This is a genomic window from Acinetobacter sp. A1 (assembly GCF_012371315.1).
Taxonomy (GTDB): Bacteria; Pseudomonadota; Gammaproteobacteria; order Pseudomonadales; family Moraxellaceae; genus Acinetobacter.
In genome coordinates this window covers 1-25,496 of the sequence record NZ_JAAZQY010000002.1, presented here as the reverse complement: position 1 = coordinate 25,496, position 25,496 = coordinate 1, and the positions used below count along the sequence as shown (strand labels likewise).

The window sequence follows — 25,496 nt, the reverse complement described above, 5'->3', positions numbered from 1 at the left end:
TTTTAAGCTTTGAATTAAGTTTAAATTATAAAAAATCCCGCTTGGTTCGCCGTGCGGGATTTTTTATATGCTCAGATGATTCAAGTGAATGAATCTTGAAGAGCTGTTTTAGGTAAATTCAGATTTTTATTTAAACTGAATCGTTCCATTTGCATTAACGGTAATTTTAGATTCACCCGCCGCCATATCTTGATCAGCTACTGCCGATTCCGCGACTGCAAATTTAGCCATACTCGCGCGCATAACAGGCTGCGGGAAATAAGAATTGGTATTCAGGTTTAAATTTACTAAGTTATAGCCCGATTTATTCCAAGCCTGACTCAGCATTTGCGCACGTTGCTGGAAGTTTTTAGAAGCTTCGACCATCAACTCATTTTCAACTTTTTTACGCTGCGCATCCGACACGCTAAAATTAATTGATTGGGTTTGGAAGTTTTGTTGTAGCTCACTCACCAATTGGCTTGCGGCTTTAAAGTCGGTGCTTTGCACGCGCACTTCGGCACGACCACGCCATTCTTTTAACTTACGGCTGTCATTGTCGTAAATTGGATAAGTGGTTTGTGAACCTGTTTCTACCTTCACTTGTGGATATTTACGTGCAGTTGCAATAGCTTGGCTCATTAACTGATTGATTTGCGAAGCCAACTCTGCAGGTTGTTTGTGACTTTTTTCAATGTACAGTACTGCATGCATTTGATCATTTGAAACTTCGCGTGAAGCTTCAGCTTGTACATTGACGATATTGTAATTCAGTGATTCATTTTGCTGAGCAAATACCGTACTGGCAGCACCAGCAGCCAAGAGCGTAGCAGCGAGAGAAAGTAAACGCATATTCTGACCTATTGTTCAAATTATCGGAAATTTTGGAGATGATTTGTCTGCTTTAAATAGTAACTTTGCTTTGTGAGGATTTTTAGTCGAAATTGTGGTGGCTTTGTAAAATTTCACTATAAAATTGCAGTAAATTCAGATTTATAAAATTCAATAAAAATAATGATCTATACTATTTTGAAAATAAATGCTGCACAGCTTGAGAGATTGCTCAAAAGAAAGTATAAAGGAATAGGAAAGAGTTAAATTTTCTTTCCTTTGTCACAATGTAAGATGATAATTCAATCGAATCATCTGCAAGATATGTTTTTTCGATGAAATTAGGCAATATTTGGGTTAAACCTGTTTATTTTCTAGAAAAATTAGGTATTATCCCGCTTCCTAGTCTTGAAGAACAAAACTCTATCTCGCTAGATCAAAAAAGCACCGAGTCAAAGGACCGCAAGTCACCAGACTTATTTCTTTCAACCCATATCAGAGATGGTAATTCGATATGAGCGTTACTTCTGTAAACCCTGCCAACCATTCCACAAACGAATACTACTTGACTCGCCAAAGTCAGATGGAATCGAATGTGCGTAGTTATCCTCGTAAATTACCGTTAGCGATAGCGAAAGCACTGGGTTGTTGGGTTACCGATGTTGAAGGTACTGAGTACCTAGATTGTTTGGCTGGGGCAGGGACCTTGGCATTGGGCCATAACCATCCTGCGGTGGTTCAAAGCATCCAAGACACTTTAGCGAGTGGTTTGCCATTACACACCCTAGATTTAACGACACCTTTGAAAGATGCTTTTACTGAAGCGTTGCTTTCACACATGCCTGGCGGTCAAGAAGAGTACTGCTTACAGTTCTGTGGTCCTACGGGTGCAGATGGCACTGAAGCTGCAATTAAACTGGCAAAAACCTACACAGGTCGTAGTTCAGTGATTAGCTTCTCAGGTGGCTATCATGGTATGACACATGGCTCATTGGCCATGACAGGTAACTTGTCTGCGAAAAACGCAGTCAATGGTTTAATGCCTGGCGTTCAATTTATGCCATATCCGCATGAATACCGTTGCCCACTTGGCATTGGTGGCGAAGCGGGTGTAGATGCATTAACGTATTATTTTGAAAACTTTATTGAAGATGTGGAAAGCGGTGTCACTAAGCCTGCAGCTGTAATTCTTGAAGCAATTCAAGGTGAAGGCGGTGTTGTGACTGCACCAGTAAAATGGTTGAAGAAAATCCGTGAAGTGACTGAAAAGCACAACATCGTTTTAATTTTAGACGAAGTACAAGCGGGCTTTGCACGTTCAGGCAAAATGTTTGCATTTGAACATGCAGGTATTGAGCCAGATGTGATTGTGATGTCTAAAGCTGTTGGTGGTGGTTTACCATTAGCTGTACTTGCTATTAAACGTAAGTTTGACGCATGGCAGCCAGCAGGTCACACAGGTACTTTCCGTGGTAACCAATTGGCAATGGGTACAGGTCTTGTTGTACTTAAAACCATTAAAGAACAAAACTTGGCACAAAACGCACAAGAGCGTGGTGAGTTCCTTCAAGCTGAATTGAAAAAATTAGCGGTTGAATTCCCATGTATTGGTAATGTTCGTGGTCGCGGTTTAATGATTGGTATTGAAATTGTAGATGAACGCCAAGAAAAAGACCGTTTAGGTGCTTATCCAGCAGATTCTCAATTGGCTGCTGCTGTTCAGGCCGCATGTTTTGACAACAAACTATTGCTTGAAAAAGGTGGTCGCGGTGGTACGGTAATTCGTTTACTTTGCCCACTAATCATTACTCAAGAAGAGTGTGTAGAAGTTATCGCTCGCTTCAAGAAAGCAATTGCTGAAGCGTTAGTCGCAGTTCGAGGCGCATAAGTTTATGGTAGATTTTGCAGAACATCGTAAAGCGTTACTCTGCAATGATGCTCAATCCATTGCTGACTACAGTGCAGCAATGGAACAAGCGACTCAAGCAGTCGCGGCATGGTTGCAAAATGACAAAATGTACACAGGCGGCAGCATTAAAGAATTGCGTGAAGCGATTGCTTTCCAGCCGTCTAAACAGGGTTTAGGTGTACAAAAGTCATTGGAACGCATGGTAGAGCTTTTCTTAAACAAAAGTTTAAAAGTTCATCATCCACATTCTTTGGCACATTTGCATTGCCCAACCATGGTGGCAAGCCAAATTGCAGAAGTGTTAATTAATGCAACCAACCAATCTATGGATTCATGGGATCAAAGCCCTGCAGGTTCATTGATGGAAGTACAGCTAATTGACTGGTTACGTCAAAAAGTTGGCTATGGCGCAGGTCAGGCAGGTGTGTTCACATCAGGTGGTACACAGTCCAACCTAATGGGTGTGTTGTTGGCACGTGACGCTTGTATTGCGAAAAACTGGAAAGATGAAAACGGTAATCCGTGGTCTGTTCAGCGTGATGGTGTACCAAGCGATGCAATGCGCAACGTAAAAGTCATTTGTTCTGAAAATGCACACTTCTCTGTGCAAAAGAACATGGCGATGATGGGTATGGGCTTCCAGTCGGTTGTTACTGTACCTGTGAATGAAAATGCACAAATGGATGTGGTTGCACTTGAGCAAACCATGGCACATTTAAAAGCAGAAGGTAAGATTGTTGCCTGTGTGGTTGCAACTGCGGGTACAACCGATGCTGGTGCGATTGATCCACTTAGAAAGATTCGTGACATCACCAATCAATATGGCGCATGGATGCACATTGACGCGGCTTGGGGTGGGGCATTAATTCTTTCTAACAGTCATCGTGACATGCTTGATGGTATTGAGTTGTCAGATTCTGTAACACTTGATTTCCATAAGCATTATTTCCAAACAATTTCGTGCGGTGCGTTCTTGCTGAAAGATGAAGCGAACTATCGTTTCATGCACTATGAAGCAGAATATTTGAACTCTGCGTATGATGAAGAACACGGTGTACCAAACCTTGTGTCTAAGTCACTACAAACGACACGTCGTTTTGATGCATTGAAACTTTGGATGACTATTGAAGCCTTAGGTGAAGAGCTCTACGGTTCAATGATTGACCATGGTGTGACCTTAACTCGTGATGTTGCTGACTATATTAAAGCAACGGCAGGTTTAGAGTTATTGGTTGAGCCTCAGTTTGCTTCTGTATTGTTCCGTGTTGTGCCTGAAGGTTATCCTGCAGAGTTATTAGATAGCCTGAACCAAAACGTGGCAGATGAATTATTTGCGCGTGGTGAAGCTAATATTGGTGTAACCAAAGTAGGCAATGTCCAATCATTGAAAATGACGACGTTAAGCCCTGTTGCAACATTAGACAACGTGAAGAACTTACTTAGTTTGGTCTTAACTGAAGCAGAACGTATTAAAGATGCAATTGCTGCAGGTACATATACACCAGCAATTGACTAATGGCTGAATTACAGCAATTTTGATCAAATACAGCAAAAGAAGTCACTACGGTGGCTTTTTTTGTGCCTATTGTTTAGCGAGCGTAGAACGGGGCTAAAAATGTTTTGTTAATTTGAGTGTAATAAAAGAGTTCATCGTAGATTCTTCAATGGTTTTAGGCGTATTTGTCATAGAAAATAATTAGAATTGATGAATAAAACAGCAAATATTTCAGAAAAATTCATGAAAAAAGATGACATTGGCATGAATTATTACATTTTAAAAATAAATTTAAGAAAAAAATGAGCACAATAATATTTTATTACATATTGATTTTTAAGGAAATTAAAATAAATCAATGCAGAAAAGGCAAATATAACCAAAGCGTAACAAAGTTGTAACATGGCTGTCATATTATAAAACCACAATGCAGTTATCGAAATAAGTACAAAACTTAATAACAAGTGACGTACTCCGAACTTGCATACATTGAGAGAGAACAGAATGCGCTTTACAAACATCGCCATTGCTTTAGCCGTATCTGCAGCAGCTGTAACAACAACTGCAAACGCAGCTCGTGACACCATCCAAATCGCGGGTTCTTCAACCGTTCTACCATACGCAAGTATTGTAGCAGAAGAATTTGGTAATACTTTCCCACAATTCAAAACTCCAGTTGTTGGTTCAGGCGGTTCTTCAGGTGGTTTGAAGCAGTTCTGTAACGGTGTAGGTGATAACACAATCGACATCGCGAACTCTTCTCGTAAAATTAAAGATTCAGAATTAGCAGCTTGTAAAAAAGCTGGTGTTAACCAAGTTTTAGAAATTAAAATTGGTTACGACGGTATCGTATTTGCATCAAATGCAAACAAAGCAGCTTATAAATTAAAACCTTACCACGTGTTTGCAGCAATTGCAGCTGAATTACCATCTAAAGGTAAAATGGTTGCTAACCCATATACTCGTTGGAACCAAATTGACAAAACACTTCCAAATGAGCCTATCACTTTAGTTATTCCAGCATCTAACCACGGTACACGTGAAGTGTTCCAAGAAAAAATGGTTGATGCAGGCTGTGAAGCTTACTCAGCAATTAAAGCTTTAGACAAAGATGCGAAGAAAAAAGCATGTACATCTTTCCGTAAAGATGGTCGTGTAATTGAAATTGCGGGTGACTACACAGAAACATTGGCTCGCTTGAAAACTTCTCCAAGCGCAGTAGGTGTATTTGGTTTAGGCTTCTATGACCAAAACCGTGACCGTTTACGTGTTGCAACTGTAAACAACGTAGCACCGTCTGAAAACACAATCTTAAATGGTTCTTACCCTGTATCACGTCCATTGTTCTTCTACGTGAAAGGTGAGCATCTTAAATCAATCAAAGGCTTACCAGAGTTTACTGAATACTTCTTGAGCAAAAAAGTATCTGGTAAAGGTTCTAAGTTAGACAAAGCAGGCTTAATTTCTATGTCTGACAAAGAGCGTGCACAAGTTCTTGCTAACTTCAAAGCTGGTAAAGCGGTTAAGTAATTTGAGTTAAAACAGCTGATGGCAGGGATGACCTGCCATCGGCTTTTTGCTAAGAAATGTTTTTTCAAAAACGAAATTGAAAAAACAGTGGAGAATACATGAATCTGCTACTCATAGGTGTGTTATTGGCCATTATCGCCATAGCCTATCAAATCGGGTTAAGCAAGAGCCGTAACCTAGCAGGTAAGGGAAATAACTCTGCAATGTTACATTCACGCCCAGGATATTATGGTGCGTTGGTAGCATTATGGTGTGGTATCCCTGCTTTTTTAATTTTGATTGTTTGGAACTTGGTTGAACCAAGTATTCTTGAGCAAGTGGTGTTAAATAATGTGCCTGCGCACATTGCTGCTGGTCTAGATCCTGCAAGTACCAGTGTTTTGGTTGATCGTGTACAAGCGATTGCTTCTGGTTTTGGTGTAAGTGATACACCAGCTGCTTATGAAATTGCAGCAGCAGAGCAATTGTCTAAAGTAGCAACGATTGGTTCATACGCTAAACTTGCGGTTGTTATTTGTGCGGCTTTATTTGGTCTGGTGTGGGCAAAGAAACGTGTTTCACAACAATTCCGCGCACGTAACCAAGTTGAAAAAATCATCAACATTTCTTTGGCATTATGTTCTGGTGTCGCGATTCTGACTACAGTCGGTATTGTGATGTCTATGTTCAGTGAAGCAATGCGATTCTTTAGTTTCGTTAGCCCACTGGATTTCTTCTTTGGTACTGTCTGGAACCCAGGTTTTAGTACATCGGGTAGTGCAGACGGCAGTTATGGTTTATTGCCATTGCTGTGGGGTACCTTAATGGTCAGTGGTATTGCCTTACTTGTTGCAGTACCAATTGGCTTAATGATTGCAATTTATCTAGCAGAATATGCATCTCCTAAATTCCGTGCTTGGGCAAAACCAACCATTGAAGTTTTAGCGGGTATTCCAACGATTGTATATGGTGTATTTGCCATGATGATCATTGGTCCGTTCTTAAAAACTGCAGGTGCCTTAATTGGACTCGATATTAATGCCACTAGTGCATTAACTGCAGGTCTGGTCATGGGTATTATGATCATTCCATTTGTATCTTCATTGTCTGATGACATTATTACGCAAGTGCCGCGTGCGCTACGTGATGGTTCTTTAGGCTTGGGTGCAACCAAATCTGAAACCATTCGCCGTGTGGTTATGCCAGCTGCATTACCAGGGGTGATTGGTGCGTTCTTACTTGCTGCGTCACGTGCGATTGGTGAAACCATGATTGTGGTGTTAGCTGCAGGTAATAGTCCTTTACTACACGCAAACCCATTAGAGGCGGTATCTACGGTTACGATTACGATTGTCAACCAATTAACAGGTGATACAGATTTCGCAAGTCCGCAAGCATTGGTTGCTTTCGCACTTGGCTTGACCCTGTTCGTGATTACCTTAGGTTTGAACATTGTTGCACTATACATCGTGCGTAAATATCGTGAGCAATACGACTAATGAGTACTTCAAATACATCGTCTTTGGATCAGTTAGATCCACAAGCTGCTGCCGAATTACGTGAACAACGTAAAAAGACTATCGCCAGTTCATTGGGTAAGCGCCATCGTAAGGAAAAAACTTTCCGTATTATGGGGCTGTCGGCAGTTATCGCAGGTTTATTCTTTGTCGTGTTGCTTTTTGGCAGTATTTTGGCCAAAGGCTTGCCAGCATTTTGGCAAAGCAGCATGAGCCTTCCAATTTATTTCGATCCAGCAGTTGTGAATGTAGGTCCAAAACCGAAAGCAATTGCAGGTGAGTCACCAGCCCAATACGAAGAACGTATGATTGCGTGGCAAACTGAAATGGGCATGGTCGATTGGGATGCCCTCATTGTGAACGGCATTATTGCTAAAGATAAAGCGCTAGAAGCACAGCGTGATGATCTTGGCTATTTATATACCAGTTCTGAAGCGTACCGTGTACGTGACATGGTGTTGGCTGATCCATCACTGATTGGTCAAACCAAAGATGTTAAAGTACTTGCAGATGCTAACGTAGATGTATGGTTAGAAGGTAATATTGACCGTAGCCTGCCAGATGAGCAGCAACAGTTAAGCCCTGAAGTACGTCAATTGGCAGACAAGTTAGAGTCACAAGGCATTATTGAAAGTACATTCAATACCAACATTTTTGTTAGCCCAGACTCACGTAGTTCTCCTGCAACATCTGGTTTGGCGGGTGCATTCATGGGTTCTTTATTCATGATGCTAATTGTGATCTTTATTTCGATTCCAATTGGTGTGGCATCGGCAATTTACTTAGAAGAATTTGCGCCAAAAAATGCCATTACTGATATTATTGAAGTGAACATTAACAACTTGGCTGCTGTACCTTCTATTGTGTTCGGTTTGTTAGGTGCTGCCATCTTTATTGGTTGGATGCACTTACCATTGTCTGCACCGTTGGTGGGTGGTTTAGTGTTAAGTTTAATGACTTTACCAACCGTAATTATTACCACACGTGCATCGTTAAAAGCAGTGCCACCGTCTATTCGTCAGGCAGCTTTAGGTTTGGGCGCATCGCGTTTACAAACTGTGTTCCACCATGTACTCCCACTTGCATTGCCGGGTATTTTAACGGGTGCAATTATTGGTGTCGCACAAGCTTTAGGTGAAACTGCACCATTGTTATTAATTGGTATGAGTGCCTTTGTTGCCAGTGTACCAGCAACTCCATTTGATCAATCTACTGCGTTACCTGTGCAAATTTTCTTATGGCAGGGTAATGAAATGCGTAACTTCTTTGAAGGACGTACCGCTGCAGCCATTATCGTATTGCTTGCGTTAATGATTGGCTTGAACAGCCTTGCAATCTGGTTACGTAAGAAGTTTGAAGTACGCTGGTAATTGAGGGCAGAATATGAATACTGTAGCAAGCACAGAAAAACCAAATTCCTTAGAACAGGATAAACAAGTGAATCCACAGCAAAGCCAATTTACATCTCCAGATGTAGAACAGAAGCAATCATCAACTTCGTTTGTTTCACAGTTTGATACACAAGCGTCTAGCAAAAAAGAAGCTAAGTCTTCAAATGTGAAATTAAGTACCAATGATGTGCATGTGTACTATGGTGAATCTGAAGCAATCAAAGGTATTGATTTAAATATCTATGAAAATGAAGTGATTGCATTTATTGGTCCATCTGGTTGCGGTAAATCTACTTTCTTGCGTACTTTAAACCGTATGAACGACACCATTGATAGCTGTCGTGTAACGGGTAAAGTGATGTTGGATAACCAAGACATTTATGATCCTAACCTTGACGTCGTATTATTACGTGCGCAAGTTGGTATGGTGTTCCAAAAGCCAAACCCATTTCCAAAATCAATTTTTGAAAACGTAGCCTATGGCCCTAAACTGCATGGTTTAGCGCGCGATAAATACGATTTGGAAGAAATTGTAGAAAACAGTTTGCGTAAAGCTGGTTTGTGGGATGAAGTGAAAGACCGTTTGAATCAACCAGGTACTGGTTTGTCGGGTGGTCAGCAACAACGTCTTTGTATCGCACGTACCATTGCGGTAAGTCCAGAAGTAATTTTAATGGATGAACCATGTTCGGCACTTGACCCAATTGCAACGGCAAAAGTAGAAGAATTAATTTCTGAACTTTCTACTCAATATACAATTGCAATTGTAACGCACTCTATGCAACAGGCAGCACGTGTATCTGACCGTACTGCATACTTCCATTTGGGTGATTTGATTGAAGTGAATGCAACTGAAAAAGTATTTACTCAGCCAGACCATCAATTAACAGAAGCGTATATTACAGGTCGTTTTGGTTAATTTTCAAAATCTGTATAAAAGGACCGCAAATCAAACCGATTTGCGGTTTTTTTATGACGAATGTTTAGTACCTAGCATGATTTTGCTTTTGCACAAATTAAACGGTAATGAGATTTAAAATCGATTAAATTAAGCAAATCAACAAGGTGATATTGAATTTTTAAGTTCAGCCCTCATCTTAAGCTAAGCACAAATAAAATTGAGAATTGCGGATCTATGTTATTTCATTTACCTAAATTACCTGCCGAAATTCGTATTAGCCATTTAAATGCACGAATTAACGAACAACGAAAAAAAATTGCGCAAACTACGGCATCTAAACTTGAGTTATTGCAACTTAGCCAACAAATGGCACGTGAAGCACGAGCCCGTAAAAAGAACAATCAAAAAATTTATGTACTTGACTTTAAAGGCGATACAGCCGCATCAGCAGTAGAGCAATTACGTGAAGAAATCACTTTGGTTTTGGCAACAGCAAAAGCAGGTCGTGACCGTGTGGTGGTGCGCCTAGAAAGCCCTGGTGGCATGGTACATGGCTATGGACTTGCTGCTGCTCAATTGGTGCGTTTACGTGATGCAGGATTTCATTTAACCATTTGTGTCGATAAAGTTGCGGCAAGTGGTGGCTATATGATGGCATGCATTGGTTCAGAAATTGTGTCAGCGCCATTTGCCATTTTGGGTTCTATTGGGGTAGTGGCACAAGTACCGAACTTTAATCGCTTGCTGAAAGAAAAAAATATAGATTTTGAGATGTACACCGCAGGTGAATATAAACGCACCGTGACCATGTTTGGTGAAAATACCGCAGAAGGCAAAGCAAAATTTGAACAAGAGTTGCAGCAAACCCATATTCTGTTTAAGCACTTTGTTGAAAAGTACCGCCCACAACTGAATGTTGAAAAAGTCGCAACAGGTGAGCATTGGTATGGTCATGATGCTTTAGATTTAAATTTGGTGGATAAACTACAAACTTCAGATGAGTACTTACTGAGCTTATTGCCACAGCATGATATTTATGTAATTCAAACTCGTAAAAAACCAACATTGGGTGAAAAACTGGGTTTACAAGCAGCACAAATGGCAGACAGTCTGATTCCAGCTGTAATGAATAAACTGGTGGATAGCCTAAGCAAAGCCAATAGTAGTTTGCTGCAAATACGTGATCCGAAACTTTAATTTATTCCTCTACAAATGATAGGGAAAGCTCACTTCTGTGGGCTTTTTTTTATTTTTTCAAATCAAATCATTATGATATAAGGCTAGTAGTTTGATTTAGCCTGGACGCATATGCTTACGTTTATTTTGTTACTGGGATTCTTAAGCATCGTGTTTATTCCGATGTTCGCAATGCTCTATGCTGAAAACAAACTCATTAACCATGATGCAAAGAAAGTTTTATTTTGGCTGAGCTTTCTACCCAGTGTCTGCATTTTTCTATTGTATTGTGTTTTAAAGCCAAATGATCCACCTGTGATTGCATCTCAACATTGTGGCGTAGTGCAGTTTTATCAGTTACATAAGGTTCGTGGTGGTGAAGCATTTGAGCGTGTCAGTATTCGATTTGAGGGTGCTAAATACAATCGGTGTCAACGGCATTTGTTGTTTGGCCAGCACTTAGAGAAAGTGCCGAAAGGGTACAAGGTCTGCTTTGAGTACTTGGACAAGTTTAAATACCCACATTTGTCAGAATCTAAGCTGATGAAATGGATTGAACCCACCGAAATACAGACCAGTATTGAAGCGAATCAGATAAAATAAAGTATATTTTATGATTAGAGCAGAAATATGGCTGTCGCTGAAGCATATCTTGCAACGCAAAATTGTTATTTTAATTATGAATTTGACGAATTGAACTTGGGTGATTTTCCTGAAGAATTATTTATTTCACTGCGTGGCATGATGTATCTCCACGAAATTCAATATCCAAATATCACCTATTACATCTACTTTAGCGATATTTTAACGGGTGCTGAATTAGAAAAAATGCAGACAGATTTTGCAAGGTATTGTCCTGAGGAATAAATTAAAACTTCTCCTCAATGGAGAGGGAATAAAAAAGCGAAGCCGAAGCTTCGCATTTTTATATTCGGGTTATTGCTTTACAAATTAGATTTTAGAAATAAGATCAGCAACTTGTTTAGCTTGTTCAGTAGCATTACCTGTATAAGTTGCAGGAGTCATTTCCGCTAAACGTGCACGGTCTGCTGCAGGAACGCCTTCTAACTCGTTACCATTTACAAAATCGACCATCATGTCACGTGTCATGGCTTGACCACGAGTCAGGGCTTTTAGTTTTTCGTATGGTTTTTCGATGTTATAACGACGCATAACGGTTTGAATTGGTTCAGCCAATACCTCTTGTGCATTGTCTAAATCTTCAAGAATACGCTGTGCATTCAATTCAAGTTTACCAATACCTTTAGAGCAGGCTTCAAAGGCGATCAAGCTTTGAGCAAAACCAACACCCATGTTACGTAGAACAGTCGAGTCGGTTAAGTCACGCTGCCAGCGAGAAATTGGTAATTTTTCGCCCAAGTGTGCCAAGACTGCGTTAGCAATACCTAAGTTACCTTCAGAGTTTTCAAAGTCAATTGGGTTAACTTTGTGTGGCATCGTTGAAGAACCAACTTCGCCTTCTTTAAGTTTTTGCTTGAAGAAACCAAGTGAGATATAACCCCAAACGTCACGGTTGAAGTCGATCAGAATAGTGTTGAAACGACGTAATGCATCAAACAATTCTGCCATGTAGTCGTGTGGCTCGATTTGTGTGGTGTATGGGTTAAATGTTAAGCCTAAAGATTCTACAAATGCTTGAGAATGTGCAGGCCAGTTGATTTCTGGGTAAGCAGAAAGGTGAGCGTTGTAGTTACCTACGGCACCATTGATTTTGCCCAAAAGCTCAACTTGTTTGAACTGTTTGATTTGACGAGCAAGACGATACGCCACGTTCGCCATTTCTTTACCCAAAGTAGTTGGGCTTGCAGTTTGACCGTGAGTACGTGACAACATTGGTTGATCAGCATGTTTTTCTGCCAATGAAACAATTGAGTCAATGATTTGCTGCATAGCTTCAATCAATACTTCACGGCCATTTTTGAGCATTAACGCATGTGACAAGTTGTTAATGTCTTCTGAAGTACAAGCAAAGTGAATAAATTCCCCCGCATTTTTCAACTCATCAATGTTGGCAATTTTTTCTTTTAAGAAGTATTCAACCGCTTTTACGTCGTGGTTGGTGGTGCGTTCAATTTCTTTAATGCGGTTGGCATCATCTTCAGAGAAGTTTGCAACAATTGCATCTAATGCCGCATTGGTTGCAGCACTGAACGCAGGTACTTCAGTAATTTCTGGACGATTGGCAAGCGCTTGTAACCAACGCACTTCAACAGTCACACGAGCATGGATTAAACCAAACTCAGAGAGGAAAGGGCGGAGTGCATCACATTTGCTTGCATAGCGCCCATCTAATGGAGAAAGTGCGGTTAAAGCGTTCATATCGATTCCTTAAACTTTGGAATTAAACCTAAAACAAAAGCGTGTTCAGCATGGTTTAAACCACCTGATACTGTAAACGCGCCAGATCTTGAATATCACGTAATAATTTACGTTTGCTAAATATCATGCCCCATGAGCTGCCACCAAGTTGACGCCACAGGTGTGCCATTTGTAAGCCTGTAAAAAGCGAAGCACGAATTCGATTGGTATGTGCAGAATCTTTAAATGCCTCTGCATTGCCACGTACCATAATGCGCGGGTTAATTTGTCCTGCTGTGTCTACATAGGTTTGCGCTAAATTGGCAATAATACTGGGATGCAAATAGTTATTATCAAAAAATGAGAGTTGTTTTAAAATTTTTTGCTGTGATTGTTCAATGATTTCAACGTATTTAGGGTTGCTATAGACTTTCTTTTCCAATTGCAGCAATGCCATAGCATAAGACATGGGCAATTTGGCATTCGATAACTTAGGTAAACGCGATTTTGGCGCAGTATTGAATGGTTGGTTGATACTGCTTTCCAGTGTTTTTAAACCCAGCGAAATATCGGCCAAATGATTAAAAAAATCCAGTGTTTGTGAGCTTTTGTTATGACTTGGACGGATGTTTAAACTGGCTTTAATCAATTGCTCAAAATAAAAGTTACCGCTATCGCCAATACTTTGTCTGCCTGTTAGTGCGGTCATGTGCGTAAGCTGAGTGGCTTGGAACACACCCGCTAACGCCAAAGCACGATTTTGGCGAACATTCAGAGTTGGAGACTGTTGAAACGGTAACTCTGTCATCCGGAACAATCCTTAAATAAAATCTGGTTTTGGTGCGTTGGTATGATGAATGACGCCACCACCTAAACACACTTCGCCCGAGTAGAATACGACACTTTGACCAGGAGTTACGGCACGCTGTGGTTCATCAAACTCGACACGTACGCCACCAGGTAAATCAGCATCATTGAAGATCACGCAATCTTGATCATCCTGACGGTAACGGGTACGGCAAGTACAACGGAAACCTGTTGCAGGTATTTGCTGTTCACCAGCAACCCAATCCACAGCTTCGCTCCATAAAATGGTGCTTTGCATAAGTGGATGTTCATGGCCTTGACCAATCACCAAGCGATTATTTTCAATATCTTTGTGCAGCACAAACCACGCGCCTTCAGCAACACCTTTTAAGCCGCCAATGCCAATCCCGCCACGCTGACCGAGCGTATAGTACATTAAGCCGTGATGTTCACCAACCTCTTTGCCGTTGTCTAAAATAATTTTTCCAGCTTGTGCAGGTAAATATTGTTTTAAGAAATCATTAAAGCGGCGTTCACCAATAAAACAAATACCAGTCGAGTCTTTTTTCTTGGCGGTGACTAAATCTAGTTCTTCGGCAATTTTTCGGACTTGTGGTTTTTCAATTTCACCTACTGGGAATAAGGTTTTGTTAATTTCACGACCATGTACCGCATGCAAAAAATAAGTCTGATCTTTATTTTTATCTAAACCACGTAATAGTGGGGCGTAGGCTTCGCCTTTAGAGTTGTACTGCGTTTCACCACGACGAGCGTAGTGACCAGTGGCAATAAAATCTGCACCCAAATTCATGGCGTGATCTAAAAAGGCACGGAATTTAATTTCTTTATTGCATAGGATATCTGGGTTTGGTGTACGTCCTGCAGCATATTCGGCAAGAAAATGCTCAAAGACACGATCCCAATATTCCATAGCAAAGTTAGCGGTGTGTAACTTAATGCCTAGTTTGTCGCACACTGCTTGGGCATCGGCAAGGTCTTCCATTGCCGTGCAATATTCGGTGCCGTCATCTTCTTCCCAGTTTTTCATGAAAAGACCTTCAACCTGATAACCTTGTTGAAGTAGAAGTGCAGCAGAAACAGATGAATCTACACCACCTGACATACCGACGATGACACGTTGTTGCATAGGATTAGGCATCCAAACTTGAAATTAGGGGAGAATTTTGGTGCTCGTAAATGAGCGATAAAGGATAAGACTGACCACTGAGCGCATCTTGAACCGCTTTCATTACCAGTGGACTACGGGCACGTGCAGATTCAGCCAGTTCGTCTGCAGACATCCACACAGTACCGATAATATCTGGATCGAGCTGAGTTTGCGCATCATGTTGCAGCGATTCGGCTAAAAAGCAGAAACGGTAATAGGTACGGTCAGGAAACATGGGCGGGGTATAGCTATAAATACCCAATAAGGCATTAATTTTGACCTGATGCCCAGTTTCCTCCATGGTTTCACGCACTGCAGCTTCAATTAAGCTTTCACCCGCTTCAACATGCCCTGCAGGCTGATTAAACACGCTATGTGTCACACCCTCTGTATGTTCTTCAACAAACAGGAATTTTCCGTTTTTTTCGATAACGGTGGCGACAGTAACGTGAGCAGTCCAAGCGGTCATTGAAAAGCACCATGGGGTAAAACGCATATTCTACAAAATTTAGGGGGATGTGGCTATGTTGAAAGGGGATTTCTTTAAGATGTTATTGCACCTGCATGCTCGGAGATAAATCAACAAAAATATAATTAATATCTCACCAAGAATAGCTTGGACGTTATAAATTTATTCTGATTTTCTACAGTCATTTTCAATCAATGTATCACCATAAGTAGTATTTAGTTGATGTTGCCAGTGTTTAACATAAGCATTAATCCAGAGGTAGCTTTCATGTTTGTCAATTTGGGTTGGTAAATATGGCCTATGCTTTTGCAGAAAAATCCCCATCCAGCAGATTTGATTGATTTGGGCAATATTTAGATCTGTATCAAAATGATAAGCATTGCCAATGGTTTGCTCATAGCCCCGTATTACAGCAACTTTTTCAAGTGTTGAAAGTAATAACTGCTGCGTTAAGGGAGATGGTCCGGATGAGGAGGCGACTTGGTACACTTTGGTATCAGATAACAATGTACCTACAATTCCACGATTGGCATTTTTGAGTGCTGCACTATTTTTGTCTGTCTGAGAGGTGAGTGAACAGCTAGTTAAAAATATGCAACATAATACACTAAGGGGTATTATTAATTTTTTTATATATAACATTGTCTGGATCGCCTAAATATATACCTTGAGATTTTAATATTTGAATCATGTGTGGGTTAAAATTCTGTTTAAAAACATCAATAAACATATTTCTATTAATTGTAATCGGCCCTCTGTTATTTTGGATTAAAAATATATCTCTAGTTGCATCAATCACATTAATTTTATCAATCTGATTTTGCAGGTTTTTAGCTTTCATTAAAGCTGACTGCAATTGATCGTGAGTTTTTAAATGAGGAATATCTTTTACTTCATCAATGGTAAAAGTCATAAGAAAACGTGCTTTAAATACAGCCTTTTGAAATTCAGCTACAATTTTAGGGGCTTCTCGCATCACATTTTTCATTAGATACTTGTGAAATTTTATATACATTTGAGTGTGAAATGCTGGATCAGATAAATATCCTTCGGGAAAATTATTGGTATCCCATTCCATTCCAAATCTGATAGCTGTAAGTAATTCTATTTTATTTGTGATGCTCGCCCATTGATCTAAATTCATCATAAAGTTGTAAGGTCGAGTAACGTAATAATTGCGTACTTTTATAATGTTATTACATAATGGTTCTGAAAACTCACAGACGTTCTTTTCCTTTGGAAATGCTACCCAAGCATTAGACTTTCCAGAAATGGTACGACTATAAGCGGATGCTAACTTTGTGGTTTCCATATCATCATACCCATTCATTCATTGGTTCTGAAAAGTCAAAAATATGTAGATTGACTTGTTCGGATTGAATCCCTGTACGCAGAGTTTCAGTAAAACCATCATGATCTGTAAAGCCGCTATACTCTTGCCCATCATTTGTTGTTAATAGATAGAAGCATCCACTTATGGGTAGGTTGAATTTTTTATTGATAAGTTGGAACTGTAGTCCATGTTCTTCTATGCGAATGGATGGCTCTAGGAAATTTTGGGTAGGTGAATATTGATCGTTTTTTTGTTGCTGAGAGAAGGGAACAGTTTTTGGATGTGTTCCAACGACATGAGCTTGTTTGGGTGTTAAAATTGCTCCACAGGTAAAGTGATCCCCTACGTAAGCTACTGCTTTCCCATCAAGAATGACGTGATCCTGACTTTTTATTAGAGTTGACCACAGTTTACATCTTGGACAGATAAAGCCGTCCCCAGCTCTTAAGAAGGCAATTCCCATTTGGGTAATGCTGTACTGAGTTGCAATAACTATTCCACCGTGTGAGGTCGTGGAGCCTTGAATGCCAAAAGGACGAGTCATAATTCAAATTCTTATTGGAATTGTGGTACGGCGAATAAAAATATACTTACTAAAAAATAGATTCAAAATATGTGAGATAAATTCATAGTGTTTTAAAAAACTTGCTCATATTTTTTATTAAGTATGTCTTTTATTAAAATTACTATAATACTGATTATTATTATTTTAAGCATATCAGAAGCATGACGACTTTGGAATCATCATGCTTAAAAATTGACTTCTGGCGATCCAATCTAAATTAAGGTATTTTATTGATAATTCCCTGCAACCTTCACATAGTGCCGTGCAGAATAAGGTAAAAACTCTTTTTCCTTGTCAGTTAAAGGACGAACTTTTTGCACAGGACTACCCATGTACAAATAACCACTTTCTAAACGCTTACGCGGTGGCACTAAAGACCCTGCGCCAATCATCACATCATCTTCAATAACGACATCATCTAAAACAATCGTATTGATGCCCAATAACACCCGATTACCAATGGTACAGCCGTGTAACGTTACACCATGTCCAACGGTGACATCTTCGCCAATAATTAGCGGAGAACCTTCAGGCTTATCGGCTTTTTTATGGCTAACATGCAGCATGGCATGATCCTGTACATTGGAATTCTTGCCGATGCGGATATGATTGACATCGCCACGAATCACGGCAAAAGGCCAAACCGATACATTGGCAGCCAGATGCACATCACCTATCACAATAGATAATTCATCTACATAACAACTTGCGTCAACTTTTGGAGTGTGGTCTAAATAGGCACGAATATTTTTTTTCATGATTGACACATCTATAGCTTATAAATTCAGGATTAAACACAGTATAAAATAAAAAAGCACACATTCGGACAATGTGTGCTTCGCTTTAGTCTAAGCTGAAAATCTTAGAATAAATTACTAAAGAACTGTTTGATATGGTCTAACATACGTGCAAAGAAGCCTGCTTGTTCAATATCTTGCAAAGCAACCAATGGTTTTTCTGCAATCACTTTACCGTCTAAAGTTGCCACATATTTACCAATGACTTGACCTTTTTTCAAAGGAGCAGTCAATTTAGGCTGAACCACCAATTGTGTTTTGATTTGGTTGGCTTTGCCTTTAGGCATGGTCACGTTAAAGTTTTCTGGTAAACCAATTTGAGCTTCTTTACTTTTACCGTACCAAACTTTGGCTTTTGCCAAGACTTGGTTGGCAGGTTGAACACGTACAGTTTCGTAATTTGCATAACCCCAAGCCAATAATTCACGTGTTTGTGTTGCACGTGCTTGCATGGTTGGTGCACCAAAAATCACCGAAATTAAACGCATTGGACCACGTTTAGACGATGTTGTTAAACAATAACCTGCTTCATTGGTGTGGCCTGTTTTTAAACCATCTACACTTGGGTCTGTATATAACAGGGCATTACGGTTGCCTTGTTTAATCCCATTAAAAGAAAATTCTTTTTCAGAATAGATTGGATAATACTTTGAACTGTCGTGGATGATGTGCTGTGCCAAAGTCGCCATATCTTTTGCGGTAGATAAGTGACCTTCTGCAGGCATACCTGTAGAGTTCATAAACTGGGTGTTGCTCATGCCAATACGCTTGGCTTCTTCATTCATCATGTGAACGAAAGTACCTTCGTTGCCTGCAATGTGCTCAGCCATGGCTTTAGAGGCATCATTGCCTGATTGAACAATAATACCGCGTAGCATTTCAAGTACAGTGGCTGTGCCATTTAAAGGAACGTACATACATGATTCTGTGCTGCTACCACGACACCATGCAGATTCATTCATGCGGACTTGTTCATCTTCCGTGAGTTCACCCTTTAATAACTTTTGTTCAATGATGAAACTGGTCATCATTTTAGTCATAGAGGCAGGGGCGAGTTTTTCGTTTTCATTTTTTGAAGCTAAAATTTGTCCCGTCTCATAATCCATCAAAACGTATGATTTGTTATTGAGTTCTGGTGGTGTGGCTAAGACAGTTGCTGCATAAGAAAAGCTTGGTAATAGTAATAATGCAGCAAGGGCGCTTTTTCGGGTCATTCTAAGGGGTTCCAATACTTGATGTATGCACAAAGAGCTAGCATTTTAGGGCAAAGCTCAGCCGACTTCTATGGGAGATATCGGCTTATTGATAAAAGTATTGTAACCAAATTGTATTATCGGCTATATGCTGTCAATTCTTGGCAAATTGCTTTGTTTTTGGCTGTTCCAGCCGCTTTGGCATCGGCACGTGCTTCTTTTAAAATAGGTTGAAAGCTTTTTTGCTTGCTGAGTTTATTTAATGCTGTAACAGCGTCTTTTTCTTTAGGCATATATTCTTGTGCAAGTTGCGCATAACCTTGATTAAACTTGGCTTTATCTGTTACCAATGCAGGGCAAACTTCAGATAATACATAAATAGCCGCTAATTCTTGCTGAGTCACCTGTTGTAATGGTGTGACTTCAATATTTTCTTCTTGTGCCATTGCTGCTTGGCTTAAACCTAAACTCAGTGCAATTGCACCCAAAACTTGAACTGTACGTGATTTTTTAAAGCCAGAAAATGAAGCAGAAAATTGCATATAAATTACCTTAAATATGGTTTGAGCTGAATCATGTGATTCATTTAAGTGTTTATAAGATTAAACATTTATTTTGTAATTGAAAGAGTGAAAATGTATTAAAGCTGTGTGATTCAAACATCAATCATGTAGAAAAGTGGAGCTTTGCTTTGAAATCAGGAAAGTCTGGATGTATTGTAAGTTATATGTGCGCAGTATAAAAAATAAGGCAAACTTTCAAAGTTTGCCTTATTAGAAAAAGATTCAATCGTAATTTAAATCATCTGATTTAAATTGCTAATTCTAAAGCTTCTAGACATACTACTTTTTGTTCATCGGCACTGGTGTCTTTAGCGGCTTGACGTGCTTCGGTTAAAACAGATTGATATTCTGCATCGGCCTGTAATTTTGCAAGTGTCATGCTGCTATCAGAATAATCTTGTAAATAGGTTTGAATCAGCGCTTGAATGTTACTGTCTAATTTTGCATTTTTGCCAATCAGCGCAGGGCACATTTCAGTCATGACTTGTGCTGCAGCAACATCTTCCTTAATAATGGTATTGGCTTCTTCAGCAGTTAGATCACTGGCAACAACAGCTTGAGTCATTACAGCAGCAAAACCTAAACCCAATAAACGACGAAATGGCAAAGCTAAAATCATGAGAGTCACATATATTTTGGATGGATGTTAGTCGCTAAATATATATAATCTTGTGTATATTTCAATGAAATGTGCTGACCAGTCATTTTAGTTTATGTTGTGTGCCGAATCTGCTGAAGCATGGGCAATGTGATTTTGAACTTAATTTGATGTAGCGCTTCCTAAATTTATTTGATTCTTTATTGTTGTTTTATCTGAGATTTTTTTGTGAATATTCTAATAGCCAATGATGATGGCGTATTTGCACCTGGTATTCAAGCGTTAGCGCAAGCCTTAAAACCGCTGGGTCGTGTTGTCATTGTAGCCCCTGAAAGTGAACGTAGTGGTTTTTCAAGCGCACTGACTTTGGATCGTCCTTTAAGACCTGTGCAAATTGCTGAAGACGTTTGGGCAGTTAATGGTACACCTGCAGATTGTGTATATTTGTCCATGAATGGATTATTCGATTTTGAATTTGATCTGGTGGTTAGTGGTATTAATAGTGGTGCAAATCTTGGTGATGATGTGCTGTATTCAGGTACTGTTGGGGCTGCATTTGAAGGTCGCTTGATGAAACAACCAGCCATTGCTGTATCACTGGCAGGGCACAATGTGCGTTCTTATCAGCATCCGCAAGATTATATGCAAGCTGCACAATGGGTACATGATTTTATTGCCCAAGGTTTACCAAGTTTGCCAGCCCGCCATATTTTTAATGTGAATATTCCAGATGTACCTGTACTGCAAGGCACAAAAATCACCTATCAAGGGCAACGCACCCAGTCCAAGCCTATCACCAGTCAGGTCGATCCGCGTGGACGTCAGGTATATTGGATTGGTTTGTCGGGGGAAGCGGTTGCTGCACCGAAAAAAGGTTTAACCGAGATCGAGTCCGATTTTTTTGCTGTGGCGAATGGCTATGTTAGCGTCACACCAATTCAAATGGATGCGACCAATTATGAGGTTTTACAAAGCTTGCACAGTCAATTGCCAAAAAATTGACAAAGTAATGTTATAACTTTGTGAAAAAGTGGCTGTTAAGCCTCATTTCAAGGACTTTTTTGCTACTCTTAGCGAAATGGAACATATATAGAATTTGTAGAGAGGAAGAGAATGCCCGTGGTGTTTCAATATCGTTTATTTGCCACACCAACCGCCGTGTTGAAAACCCTTGTGTTATCCACTGCTGTTGTTTCTACCGTATTGTTAAGTGGCTGTGCTTCTAAACCTCAAGTAAATAATTCTGCACGTTATGCAACGGCACCGAATTTTTATACCGTACGTTCGGGTGATACTTTAAGTGGTATTGCGGCACGTTATGGATTGAGCTACCTCAGCATTGCAGAAATGAATGATATTGCACCGCCGTATCGTATTTATGTAGGGCAGTCTATTCGCCTGAAAAGCGGTAATGCACCACGTACCACAACCACACGCCCTGTAACGCAGGCTGCGCCAATTCAGCGTCAGACTGTAACTTTACCAACTACGCCAACTCCAGCACCTGTGATTTCGTCCACAACAACGACTACGAGCTCATCATCACCAGCAACTCCTGTACGCAGTAGTAGCCTGCGTTGGGTAAAACCATCGCAAGGTGCGGTAATTGAGCATTTTAATTTAGCAAATAATGTTAAGGGTACACGTTATGGTGGCAATGTAGGCGATCCAATTTATGCCGCTGCCGATGGTCAAGTGGTGTATGCAGCCGATGGCTTGAAAGAATATGGTAATTTAATTTTAATCAAGCACATTGATGGTTATATCACGGCTTATGCACATAACAGTAAAATGAACGTGAATAGTGGCCAAAACGTAACAGCGGGTCAAAAAATTGCAGAAATGGGCTCTTCGGGTGCAACACGTACCATGTTAGAGTTTCAGGTACGCCTAGATGGTAAGCCAATCAATCCGACTAATGTTTTACCAATAAATTAAATTTTGCAAATACAAAACATAAATTTCACCGTATAATACAATAGGTTGCTTTTATCGAAAGATAAGAGCACCTGTATAATTTCAGAGGGAATTTATGTTAGATCAACTTCGAGCAATGGGTGTATTTGCTTGTGTTGTTGAAAAAAGCTCGTTTAGCGGTGCAGCGCGTGATCTAGGGATCACCACAAGTGCCGTCAGTCAACAAATCCGTTCATTAGAACAAGAAATGGAAGTCACACTTCTGCATCGTTCTACTAGAAAACTGAGTTTGACTGAAGCAGGACAAGCTTTTTTCCACAGCTGTCAAGAAATGCTAGCTGCTGCTGAGCGCGGAAAAATCCGCATTAATGAATTAAGAGATGATCTGGTCGGTGATTTACGAATTGCCACCACTCCTGAGTTAGGCGCGAATCATGTGATTCCTGCACTTTCACATTGGATGTCAGCCCATCGTGGTTTATCTATCCATCTAGAAACAGACAATCAATACATCGATTTAATTGATAACCGTATTGATATTGCCTTGCGTATGAGCCCAAAAATTGAAGATCAAAACTTGCATGTGATTCCAATTGCACATGTAGATCAGGTTTTAGTGGCATCTCCAAGTTATTTAAATCAGACCGCACCAATTTCACGCCCTGAAGATTTAAAAAATCATGATCTAATTCCATTAACGATTATGAAGAATTTTCAGCATTTAAGTTTTCAGCACGTGACCCGTGATGAAAATGTCAGTATTGAAATGGGATCACGGTTATCGACCAATAATGTTTTGGTGTCTAAATCGTTATGTATGCAGGGGCATGGTATAGCCCGTATTTTACATTTAGATATTCAAAAAGAATTATTGAACGGTGGTTTGGTTGAAGTTTTGCCTGAGTGGAAATTACCTGCATTTACCTTGTATGCGATTATTTCTAAACATGAGCAACTTCCAATGAAAATACATCGTTGCCTAGAGGCATTAAAACAGTATTTTTCTCAATTACCTGGTGGGCGTGTGTATCAAGAAGCATCTTGATGGGGCAATGACGGTTAAGTATTTTGAGTTTCACACAATTATAAATAATAAATAAAAAGCCGCAGTTTCAACTGCGGCTTTTTCGGTAGGGCATAGAATTTATGCCAAGAATTTTTTAATCATGCTGACCAAGCGCTCAATTAATTGATCTGCCTGAGCCTGAGTAATATTTAATGTTGGCAATAAGCGCACCACAGAACCTGCAGTGACATTAATGATCATTTTGTACTCATCACGGGCAATATCTACCAATTCTGCACATGGTTTTGGTAATTCAATACCAATCATCAAACCAAAGCCACGCACAGTCACATTTTGATCTGCAAGTTGTTGACGCAATTGCGTCACAATATAGCCACCCATTTGTGCAGCATTTTCTACCAAGTTTTCTTTCTGAATGGTGTCAATCACAGTGTAAACCACGCGTGAACCAAGCGCAGTACCACTGTAGGTTGAGCCATGATTACCAGCAGTAAGAACGCCCACACCACGACCTTGAGTCATGACTGCACCAATTGGGAAGCCATTGCCCAAACCTTTCGCTGTAGTCAATACATCAGGCACAATATTGGTGTGCTGGTAGGCAAAGAATTTACCTGTGCGACCATTACCTGTTTGTACTTCATCAAGCATCATCAACCAATTGTGCTGATTACAAATACGGCGGATGTCTTCTAGGTAGCTAAAGCCTTGTGTTGCTGTATTAACACCACCTTCGCCTTGAATCGGTTCAACCAAAATTGCCACAATGTCTGGATGCTGAATTGCAGCTTCTTCAATGGCTTCAACATCACCAAAAGGTACGCGAATAAAGCCTTCCACCAAAGGTGCAAAACCTTCCTGAACTTTTTTATTGCCAGTTGCAGACAGGGTAGCCAAAGTACGACCGTGGAAAGAGTGATCTGCAACAATAATTTTAGGATTGGCAACGCCTTGCATGTGACCGAATTTACGTGCAATTTTAATTGCACCTTCGTTAGACTCTGCACCACTGTTTGAAAAGAACACTTCTTCCATGCCAGCAACTTGCGCCAATTTTTGTGCAGCAGCAGTTTGCCAAGGCACTTCAAATAAGTTACTGGTGTGAATTAAAGTTGCGGCCTGATCTGCAATAGCTTCTGTAATAGCAGGATGCGCGTGACCTAAACCACATACAGCAATACCAGTGAGGGCATCTAAATATTCTGTGCCATCTTCAGTATAAAGATAAGAACCTCGACCGCGAACAAAGCTGATCGGCTGACGGCCAAATACAGGCATCAAGTGTGATGGTTGATCAGTTTGCACAGGAGCAAGGGTAATGTTATTCATGACTAACTCTTATCTGTTAGGTTGGAGGAAAAAACTTATATAAGCAAAATCTGCCACAGATGAAAAGCCTAATTGTAAATAAAGTTGGATTTATTGCTTTAGACGTACTGTTTTGCTCGGTTTTGGGTATAATGCCACACAGATGAGTTGAGGATTTACCAATGACTGAACAAGTACGCGATACCGAAGCATTAATTCGTGAACAAATTGCTAAACATGCTGTTCTTCTTTATATGAAAGGCACACCACAATTTCCACAATGTGGTTTTTCTGCGCGCGCAGTAGAAGCACTCAGTCAAATTGGTCGTCCTTTTGCTTATGTGAATATTTTAGAAAATCAGGATATTCGTACGACTTTACCAAAAATTGCCAACTGGCCAACTTTCCCACAATTGTGGATTAACGGCGAGTTGATTGGTGGTAGCGATATTATGTTGGACATGTTCCAAAAAGGTGAGTTAAAGCCTTTAGTTGAGCAATACAGCCCAGCACCTGAAGCTTAAGCGACTAAACTGAGGGCATTTATGCCTGAGTGTTGAAAACGCAAAAGTTGAAATAAAAAAAGCGCCGAAGCGCTTTTTTTATTGCTATAGTTTTAAGGGATAAGCACATTATTCAACTGTAGGGAGGGTGTAAATAATTCTGTGTAAATGTGGTTTTAAAAATACTTGGTTACACGTTCTTCAAACATGATACTAAAACG

Annotated in this window: 26 protein-coding genes; 13 read left to right on the top strand and 13 right to left on the bottom strand. The window is 40.1% G+C overall.

Going from position 1 to position 25,496, the window contains the following annotated elements; genetic code table 11:
- Positions 1 to 126: 126 nt before the first annotated feature.
- Complete coding sequence (locus tag HHA41_RS00915) at positions 127 to 831, bottom strand: SIMPL domain-containing protein (protein WP_168460074.1); 705 nt, start codon at positions 829 to 831, stop codon at positions 127 to 129.
- A gap of 493 nt (positions 832 to 1,324) precedes the next feature.
- Between HHA41_RS00915 and HHA41_RS00910 the strand changes: the two genes are divergently transcribed.
- The 9 genes from HHA41_RS00910 (at position 1,325) to HHA41_RS00870 (ending at position 11,575) form a co-directional block, all read left to right on the top strand.
- Positions 1,325 to 2,698 carry a diaminobutyrate--2-oxoglutarate transaminase gene (locus HHA41_RS00910; protein WP_070153093.1) on the top strand — a complete coding sequence of 458 codons (1,374 nt, stop codon included), beginning with the start codon at positions 1,325 to 1,327 and terminating at the stop codon, positions 2,696 to 2,698.
- Between the two features lie 4 nt (positions 2,699 to 2,702).
- Positions 2,703 to 4,235: an aspartate aminotransferase family protein gene (locus HHA41_RS00905; RefSeq protein WP_168460073.1), complete on the top strand. Its 1,533-nt coding sequence runs from the start codon at positions 2,703 to 2,705 to the stop codon at positions 4,233 to 4,235.
- Between the two features lie 483 nt (positions 4,236 to 4,718).
- Positions 4,719 to 5,744 (top strand): substrate-binding domain-containing protein, encoded by a 1,026-nt coding sequence (locus HHA41_RS00900; RefSeq protein WP_168418178.1) that lies wholly within the window; start codon positions 4,719 to 4,721, stop codon positions 5,742 to 5,744.
- 98 nt (positions 5,745 to 5,842) lie between these two features.
- Complete coding sequence (pstC, locus tag HHA41_RS00895) at positions 5,843 to 7,222, top strand: phosphate ABC transporter permease subunit PstC (protein ID WP_019837665.1); 1,380 nt, start codon at positions 5,843 to 5,845, stop codon at positions 7,220 to 7,222.
- Positions 7,222 to 8,610, top strand: a complete 1,389-nt coding sequence (pstA, locus tag HHA41_RS00890; protein ID WP_168460072.1) for a phosphate ABC transporter permease PstA — start codon at positions 7,222 to 7,224, stop codon at positions 8,608 to 8,610. Before pstC ends, pstA begins: the two co-directional genes overlap by 1 nt.
- 13 nt (positions 8,611 to 8,623) lie before the next feature.
- Positions 8,624 to 9,550 (top strand): phosphate ABC transporter ATP-binding protein PstB, encoded by a 927-nt coding sequence (pstB, locus tag HHA41_RS00885; RefSeq protein ID WP_096901086.1) that lies wholly within the window; start codon positions 8,624 to 8,626, stop codon positions 9,548 to 9,550.
- A gap of 216 nt (positions 9,551 to 9,766) precedes the next feature.
- Positions 9,767 to 10,729, top strand: coding sequence for a protease SohB (gene sohB, locus HHA41_RS00880; protein ID WP_168460071.1), 963 nt, complete (start codon positions 9,767 to 9,769; stop codon positions 10,727 to 10,729).
- A 111-nt stretch (positions 10,730 to 10,840) separates the two neighbouring features.
- Entirely contained in the window at positions 10,841 to 11,311 is a 471-nt protein-coding gene (locus tag HHA41_RS00875; protein ID WP_168460069.1) for a hypothetical protein, read from the top strand.
- Between the two features lie 27 nt (positions 11,312 to 11,338).
- Positions 11,339 to 11,575 (top strand): hypothetical protein, encoded by a 237-nt coding sequence (locus HHA41_RS00870; protein ID WP_168460067.1) that lies wholly within the window; start codon positions 11,339 to 11,341, stop codon positions 11,573 to 11,575.
- Between the two features lie 84 nt (positions 11,576 to 11,659).
- Here the strand turns inward: HHA41_RS00870 and purB are convergent, their stop codons facing one another.
- The 11 genes from purB to HHA41_RS00815 form a co-directional block, all read right to left on the bottom strand.
- On the bottom strand, positions 11,660 to 13,048 hold the full coding sequence (gene purB, locus HHA41_RS00865) for an adenylosuccinate lyase (RefSeq protein ID WP_168460064.1): 1,389 nt from the start codon (positions 13,046 to 13,048) through the stop codon (positions 11,660 to 11,662).
- Positions 13,049 to 13,103: 55 nt separating this feature from the next.
- The gene (gene hflD, locus HHA41_RS00860) at positions 13,104 to 13,835 is read right to left on the bottom strand and encodes a high frequency lysogenization protein HflD (RefSeq protein WP_168418184.1); all 732 of its coding nucleotides are present in this window, start codon (positions 13,833 to 13,835) and stop codon (positions 13,104 to 13,106) included.
- 12 nt (positions 13,836 to 13,847) lie between these two features.
- Positions 13,848 to 14,981 (bottom strand): tRNA 2-thiouridine(34) synthase MnmA, encoded by a 1,134-nt coding sequence (gene mnmA, locus HHA41_RS00855; protein ID WP_168460062.1) that lies wholly within the window; start codon positions 14,979 to 14,981, stop codon positions 13,848 to 13,850.
- 4 nt (positions 14,982 to 14,985) lie between these two features.
- Positions 14,986 to 15,471: an NUDIX hydrolase gene (locus tag HHA41_RS00850; protein WP_168460060.1), complete on the bottom strand. Its 486-nt coding sequence runs from the start codon at positions 15,469 to 15,471 to the stop codon at positions 14,986 to 14,988.
- A 162-nt stretch (positions 15,472 to 15,633) separates the two neighbouring features.
- Positions 15,634 to 16,113, bottom strand: a complete 480-nt coding sequence (locus HHA41_RS00845; protein WP_168460059.1) for a hypothetical protein — start codon at positions 16,111 to 16,113, stop codon at positions 15,634 to 15,636.
- Positions 16,079 to 16,783: a hypothetical protein gene (locus tag HHA41_RS00840; RefSeq protein ID WP_168460058.1), complete on the bottom strand. Its 705-nt coding sequence runs from the start codon at positions 16,781 to 16,783 to the stop codon at positions 16,079 to 16,081. The genes HHA41_RS00845 and HHA41_RS00840 overlap by 35 nt, the downstream gene beginning before the upstream one ends.
- 4 nt (positions 16,784 to 16,787) lie before the next feature.
- The gene (locus HHA41_RS00835; RefSeq protein ID WP_168460056.1) at positions 16,788 to 17,348 is read right to left on the bottom strand and encodes a PAAR domain-containing protein; all 561 of its coding nucleotides are present in this window, start codon (positions 17,346 to 17,348) and stop codon (positions 16,788 to 16,790) included.
- A 248-nt stretch (positions 17,349 to 17,596) separates the two neighbouring features.
- Positions 17,597 to 18,127 carry a gamma carbonic anhydrase family protein gene (locus HHA41_RS00830; protein ID WP_168460055.1) on the bottom strand — a complete coding sequence of 177 codons (531 nt, stop codon included), beginning with the start codon at positions 18,125 to 18,127 and terminating at the stop codon, positions 17,597 to 17,599.
- Between the two features lie 104 nt (positions 18,128 to 18,231).
- The gene (gene dacC, locus HHA41_RS00825) at positions 18,232 to 19,380 is read right to left on the bottom strand and encodes a D-alanyl-D-alanine carboxypeptidase PBP5/6 (RefSeq protein WP_168460053.1); all 1,149 of its coding nucleotides are present in this window, start codon (positions 19,378 to 19,380) and stop codon (positions 18,232 to 18,234) included.
- A 116-nt stretch (positions 19,381 to 19,496) separates the two neighbouring features.
- The gene (locus tag HHA41_RS00820) at positions 19,497 to 19,901 is read right to left on the bottom strand and encodes a hypothetical protein (RefSeq protein ID WP_168418188.1); all 405 of its coding nucleotides are present in this window, start codon (positions 19,899 to 19,901) and stop codon (positions 19,497 to 19,499) included.
- A gap of 268 nt (positions 19,902 to 20,169) precedes the next feature.
- Positions 20,170 to 20,541 (bottom strand): hypothetical protein, encoded by a 372-nt coding sequence (locus HHA41_RS00815; protein ID WP_168460052.1) that lies wholly within the window; start codon positions 20,539 to 20,541, stop codon positions 20,170 to 20,172.
- A 207-nt stretch (positions 20,542 to 20,748) separates the two neighbouring features.
- Here HHA41_RS00815 and surE point away from each other — a divergent pair, with 207 nt between their 5' ends.
- The 3 genes from surE (at position 20,749) to HHA41_RS00800 (ending at position 23,482) form a co-directional block, all read left to right on the top strand.
- A complete protein-coding gene (gene surE / locus HHA41_RS00810; protein WP_168460051.1) occupies positions 20,749 to 21,522 on the top strand; it encodes a 5'/3'-nucleotidase SurE in 774 nt (257 codons plus the stop codon).
- A gap of 111 nt (positions 21,523 to 21,633) precedes the next feature.
- The gene (locus tag HHA41_RS00805; protein WP_168460050.1) at positions 21,634 to 22,458 is read left to right on the top strand and encodes a peptidoglycan DD-metalloendopeptidase family protein; all 825 of its coding nucleotides are present in this window, start codon (positions 21,634 to 21,636) and stop codon (positions 22,456 to 22,458) included.
- Positions 22,459 to 22,552: 94 nt separating this feature from the next.
- Positions 22,553 to 23,482, top strand: a complete 930-nt coding sequence (locus HHA41_RS00800; RefSeq protein WP_168460049.1) for a LysR family transcriptional regulator — start codon at positions 22,553 to 22,555, stop codon at positions 23,480 to 23,482.
- Between the two features lie 99 nt (positions 23,483 to 23,581).
- Here the strand turns inward: HHA41_RS00800 and HHA41_RS00795 are convergent, their stop codons facing one another.
- Positions 23,582 to 24,793, bottom strand: a complete 1,212-nt coding sequence (locus tag HHA41_RS00795; RefSeq protein WP_168418193.1) for an aspartate aminotransferase family protein — start codon at positions 24,791 to 24,793, stop codon at positions 23,582 to 23,584.
- A gap of 161 nt (positions 24,794 to 24,954) precedes the next feature.
- Here HHA41_RS00795 and grxD point away from each other — a divergent pair, with 161 nt between their 5' ends.
- Positions 24,955 to 25,296, top strand: a complete 342-nt coding sequence (gene grxD / locus HHA41_RS00790; RefSeq protein ID WP_019837647.1) for a Grx4 family monothiol glutaredoxin — start codon at positions 24,955 to 24,957, stop codon at positions 25,294 to 25,296.
- The last annotated feature ends 200 nt before the right edge of the window (positions 25,297 to 25,496 follow it).

Excerpts from the sequence above, each read along its gene's own strand:
- mnmA (WP_168460062.1), bottom strand. The coding sequence starts at position 14,981 with ATGCAACAACGTGTCATCGTCGGTATGTCAGGTGGTGTAGATTCATCT.
- HHA41_RS00795 (WP_168418193.1), bottom strand. The coding sequence starts at position 24,793 with ATGAATAACATTACCCTTGCTCCTGTGCAAACTGATCAACCATCACAC.
- HHA41_RS00875 (WP_168460069.1), top strand. The coding sequence starts at position 10,841 with ATGCTTACGTTTATTTTGTTACTGGGATTCTTAAGCATCGTGTTTATT.
- sohB (WP_168460071.1), top strand. The coding sequence starts at position 9,767 with ATGTTATTTCATTTACCTAAATTACCTGCCGAAATTCGTATTAGCCAT.
- HHA41_RS00910 (WP_070153093.1), top strand. The coding sequence starts at position 1,325 with ATGAGCGTTACTTCTGTAAACCCTGCCAACCATTCCACAAACGAATAC.
- HHA41_RS00900 (WP_168418178.1), top strand. The coding sequence starts at position 4,719 with ATGCGCTTTACAAACATCGCCATTGCTTTAGCCGTATCTGCAGCAGCT.
- pstA (WP_168460072.1), top strand. The coding sequence starts at position 7,222 with ATGAGTACTTCAAATACATCGTCTTTGGATCAGTTAGATCCACAAGCT.
- HHA41_RS00905 (WP_168460073.1), top strand. The coding sequence starts at position 2,703 with ATGGTAGATTTTGCAGAACATCGTAAAGCGTTACTCTGCAATGATGCT.
- HHA41_RS00800 (WP_168460049.1), top strand. The coding sequence starts at position 22,553 with ATGTTAGATCAACTTCGAGCAATGGGTGTATTTGCTTGTGTTGTTGAA.
- HHA41_RS00870 (WP_168460067.1), top strand. The coding sequence starts at position 11,339 with ATGGCTGTCGCTGAAGCATATCTTGCAACGCAAAATTGTTATTTTAAT.
- HHA41_RS00805 (WP_168460050.1), top strand. The coding sequence starts at position 21,634 with ATGCCCGTGGTGTTTCAATATCGTTTATTTGCCACACCAACCGCCGTG.
- pstB (WP_096901086.1), top strand. The coding sequence starts at position 8,624 with ATGAATACTGTAGCAAGCACAGAAAAACCAAATTCCTTAGAACAGGAT.
- HHA41_RS00850 (WP_168460060.1), bottom strand. The coding sequence starts at position 15,471 with ATGACCGCTTGGACTGCTCACGTTACTGTCGCCACCGTTATCGAAAAA.
- dacC (WP_168460053.1), bottom strand. The coding sequence starts at position 19,380 with ATGACCCGAAAAAGCGCCCTTGCTGCATTATTACTATTACCAAGCTTT.
- hflD (WP_168418184.1), bottom strand. The coding sequence starts at position 13,835 with ATGACAGAGTTACCGTTTCAACAGTCTCCAACTCTGAATGTTCGCCAA.
- HHA41_RS00845 (WP_168460059.1), bottom strand. The coding sequence starts at position 16,113 with ATGTTATATATAAAAAAATTAATAATACCCCTTAGTGTATTATGTTGC.
- HHA41_RS00915 (WP_168460074.1), bottom strand. The coding sequence starts at position 831 with ATGCGTTTACTTTCTCTCGCTGCTACGCTCTTGGCTGCTGGTGCTGCC.
- HHA41_RS00820 (WP_168418188.1), bottom strand. The coding sequence starts at position 19,901 with ATGCAATTTTCTGCTTCATTTTCTGGCTTTAAAAAATCACGTACAGTT.
- HHA41_RS00835 (WP_168460056.1), bottom strand. The coding sequence starts at position 17,348 with ATGACTCGTCCTTTTGGCATTCAAGGCTCCACGACCTCACACGGTGGA.
- pstC (WP_019837665.1), top strand. The coding sequence starts at position 5,843 with ATGAATCTGCTACTCATAGGTGTGTTATTGGCCATTATCGCCATAGCC.
- HHA41_RS00840 (WP_168460058.1), bottom strand. The coding sequence starts at position 16,783 with ATGGAAACCACAAAGTTAGCATCCGCTTATAGTCGTACCATTTCTGGA.
- grxD (WP_019837647.1), top strand. The coding sequence starts at position 24,955 with ATGACTGAACAAGTACGCGATACCGAAGCATTAATTCGTGAACAAATT.
- HHA41_RS00830 (WP_168460055.1), bottom strand. The coding sequence starts at position 18,127 with ATGAAAAAAAATATTCGTGCCTATTTAGACCACACTCCAAAAGTTGAC.
- HHA41_RS00815 (WP_168460052.1), bottom strand. The coding sequence starts at position 20,541 with ATGATTTTAGCTTTGCCATTTCGTCGTTTATTGGGTTTAGGTTTTGCT.
- purB (WP_168460064.1), bottom strand. The coding sequence starts at position 13,048 with ATGAACGCTTTAACCGCACTTTCTCCATTAGATGGGCGCTATGCAAGC.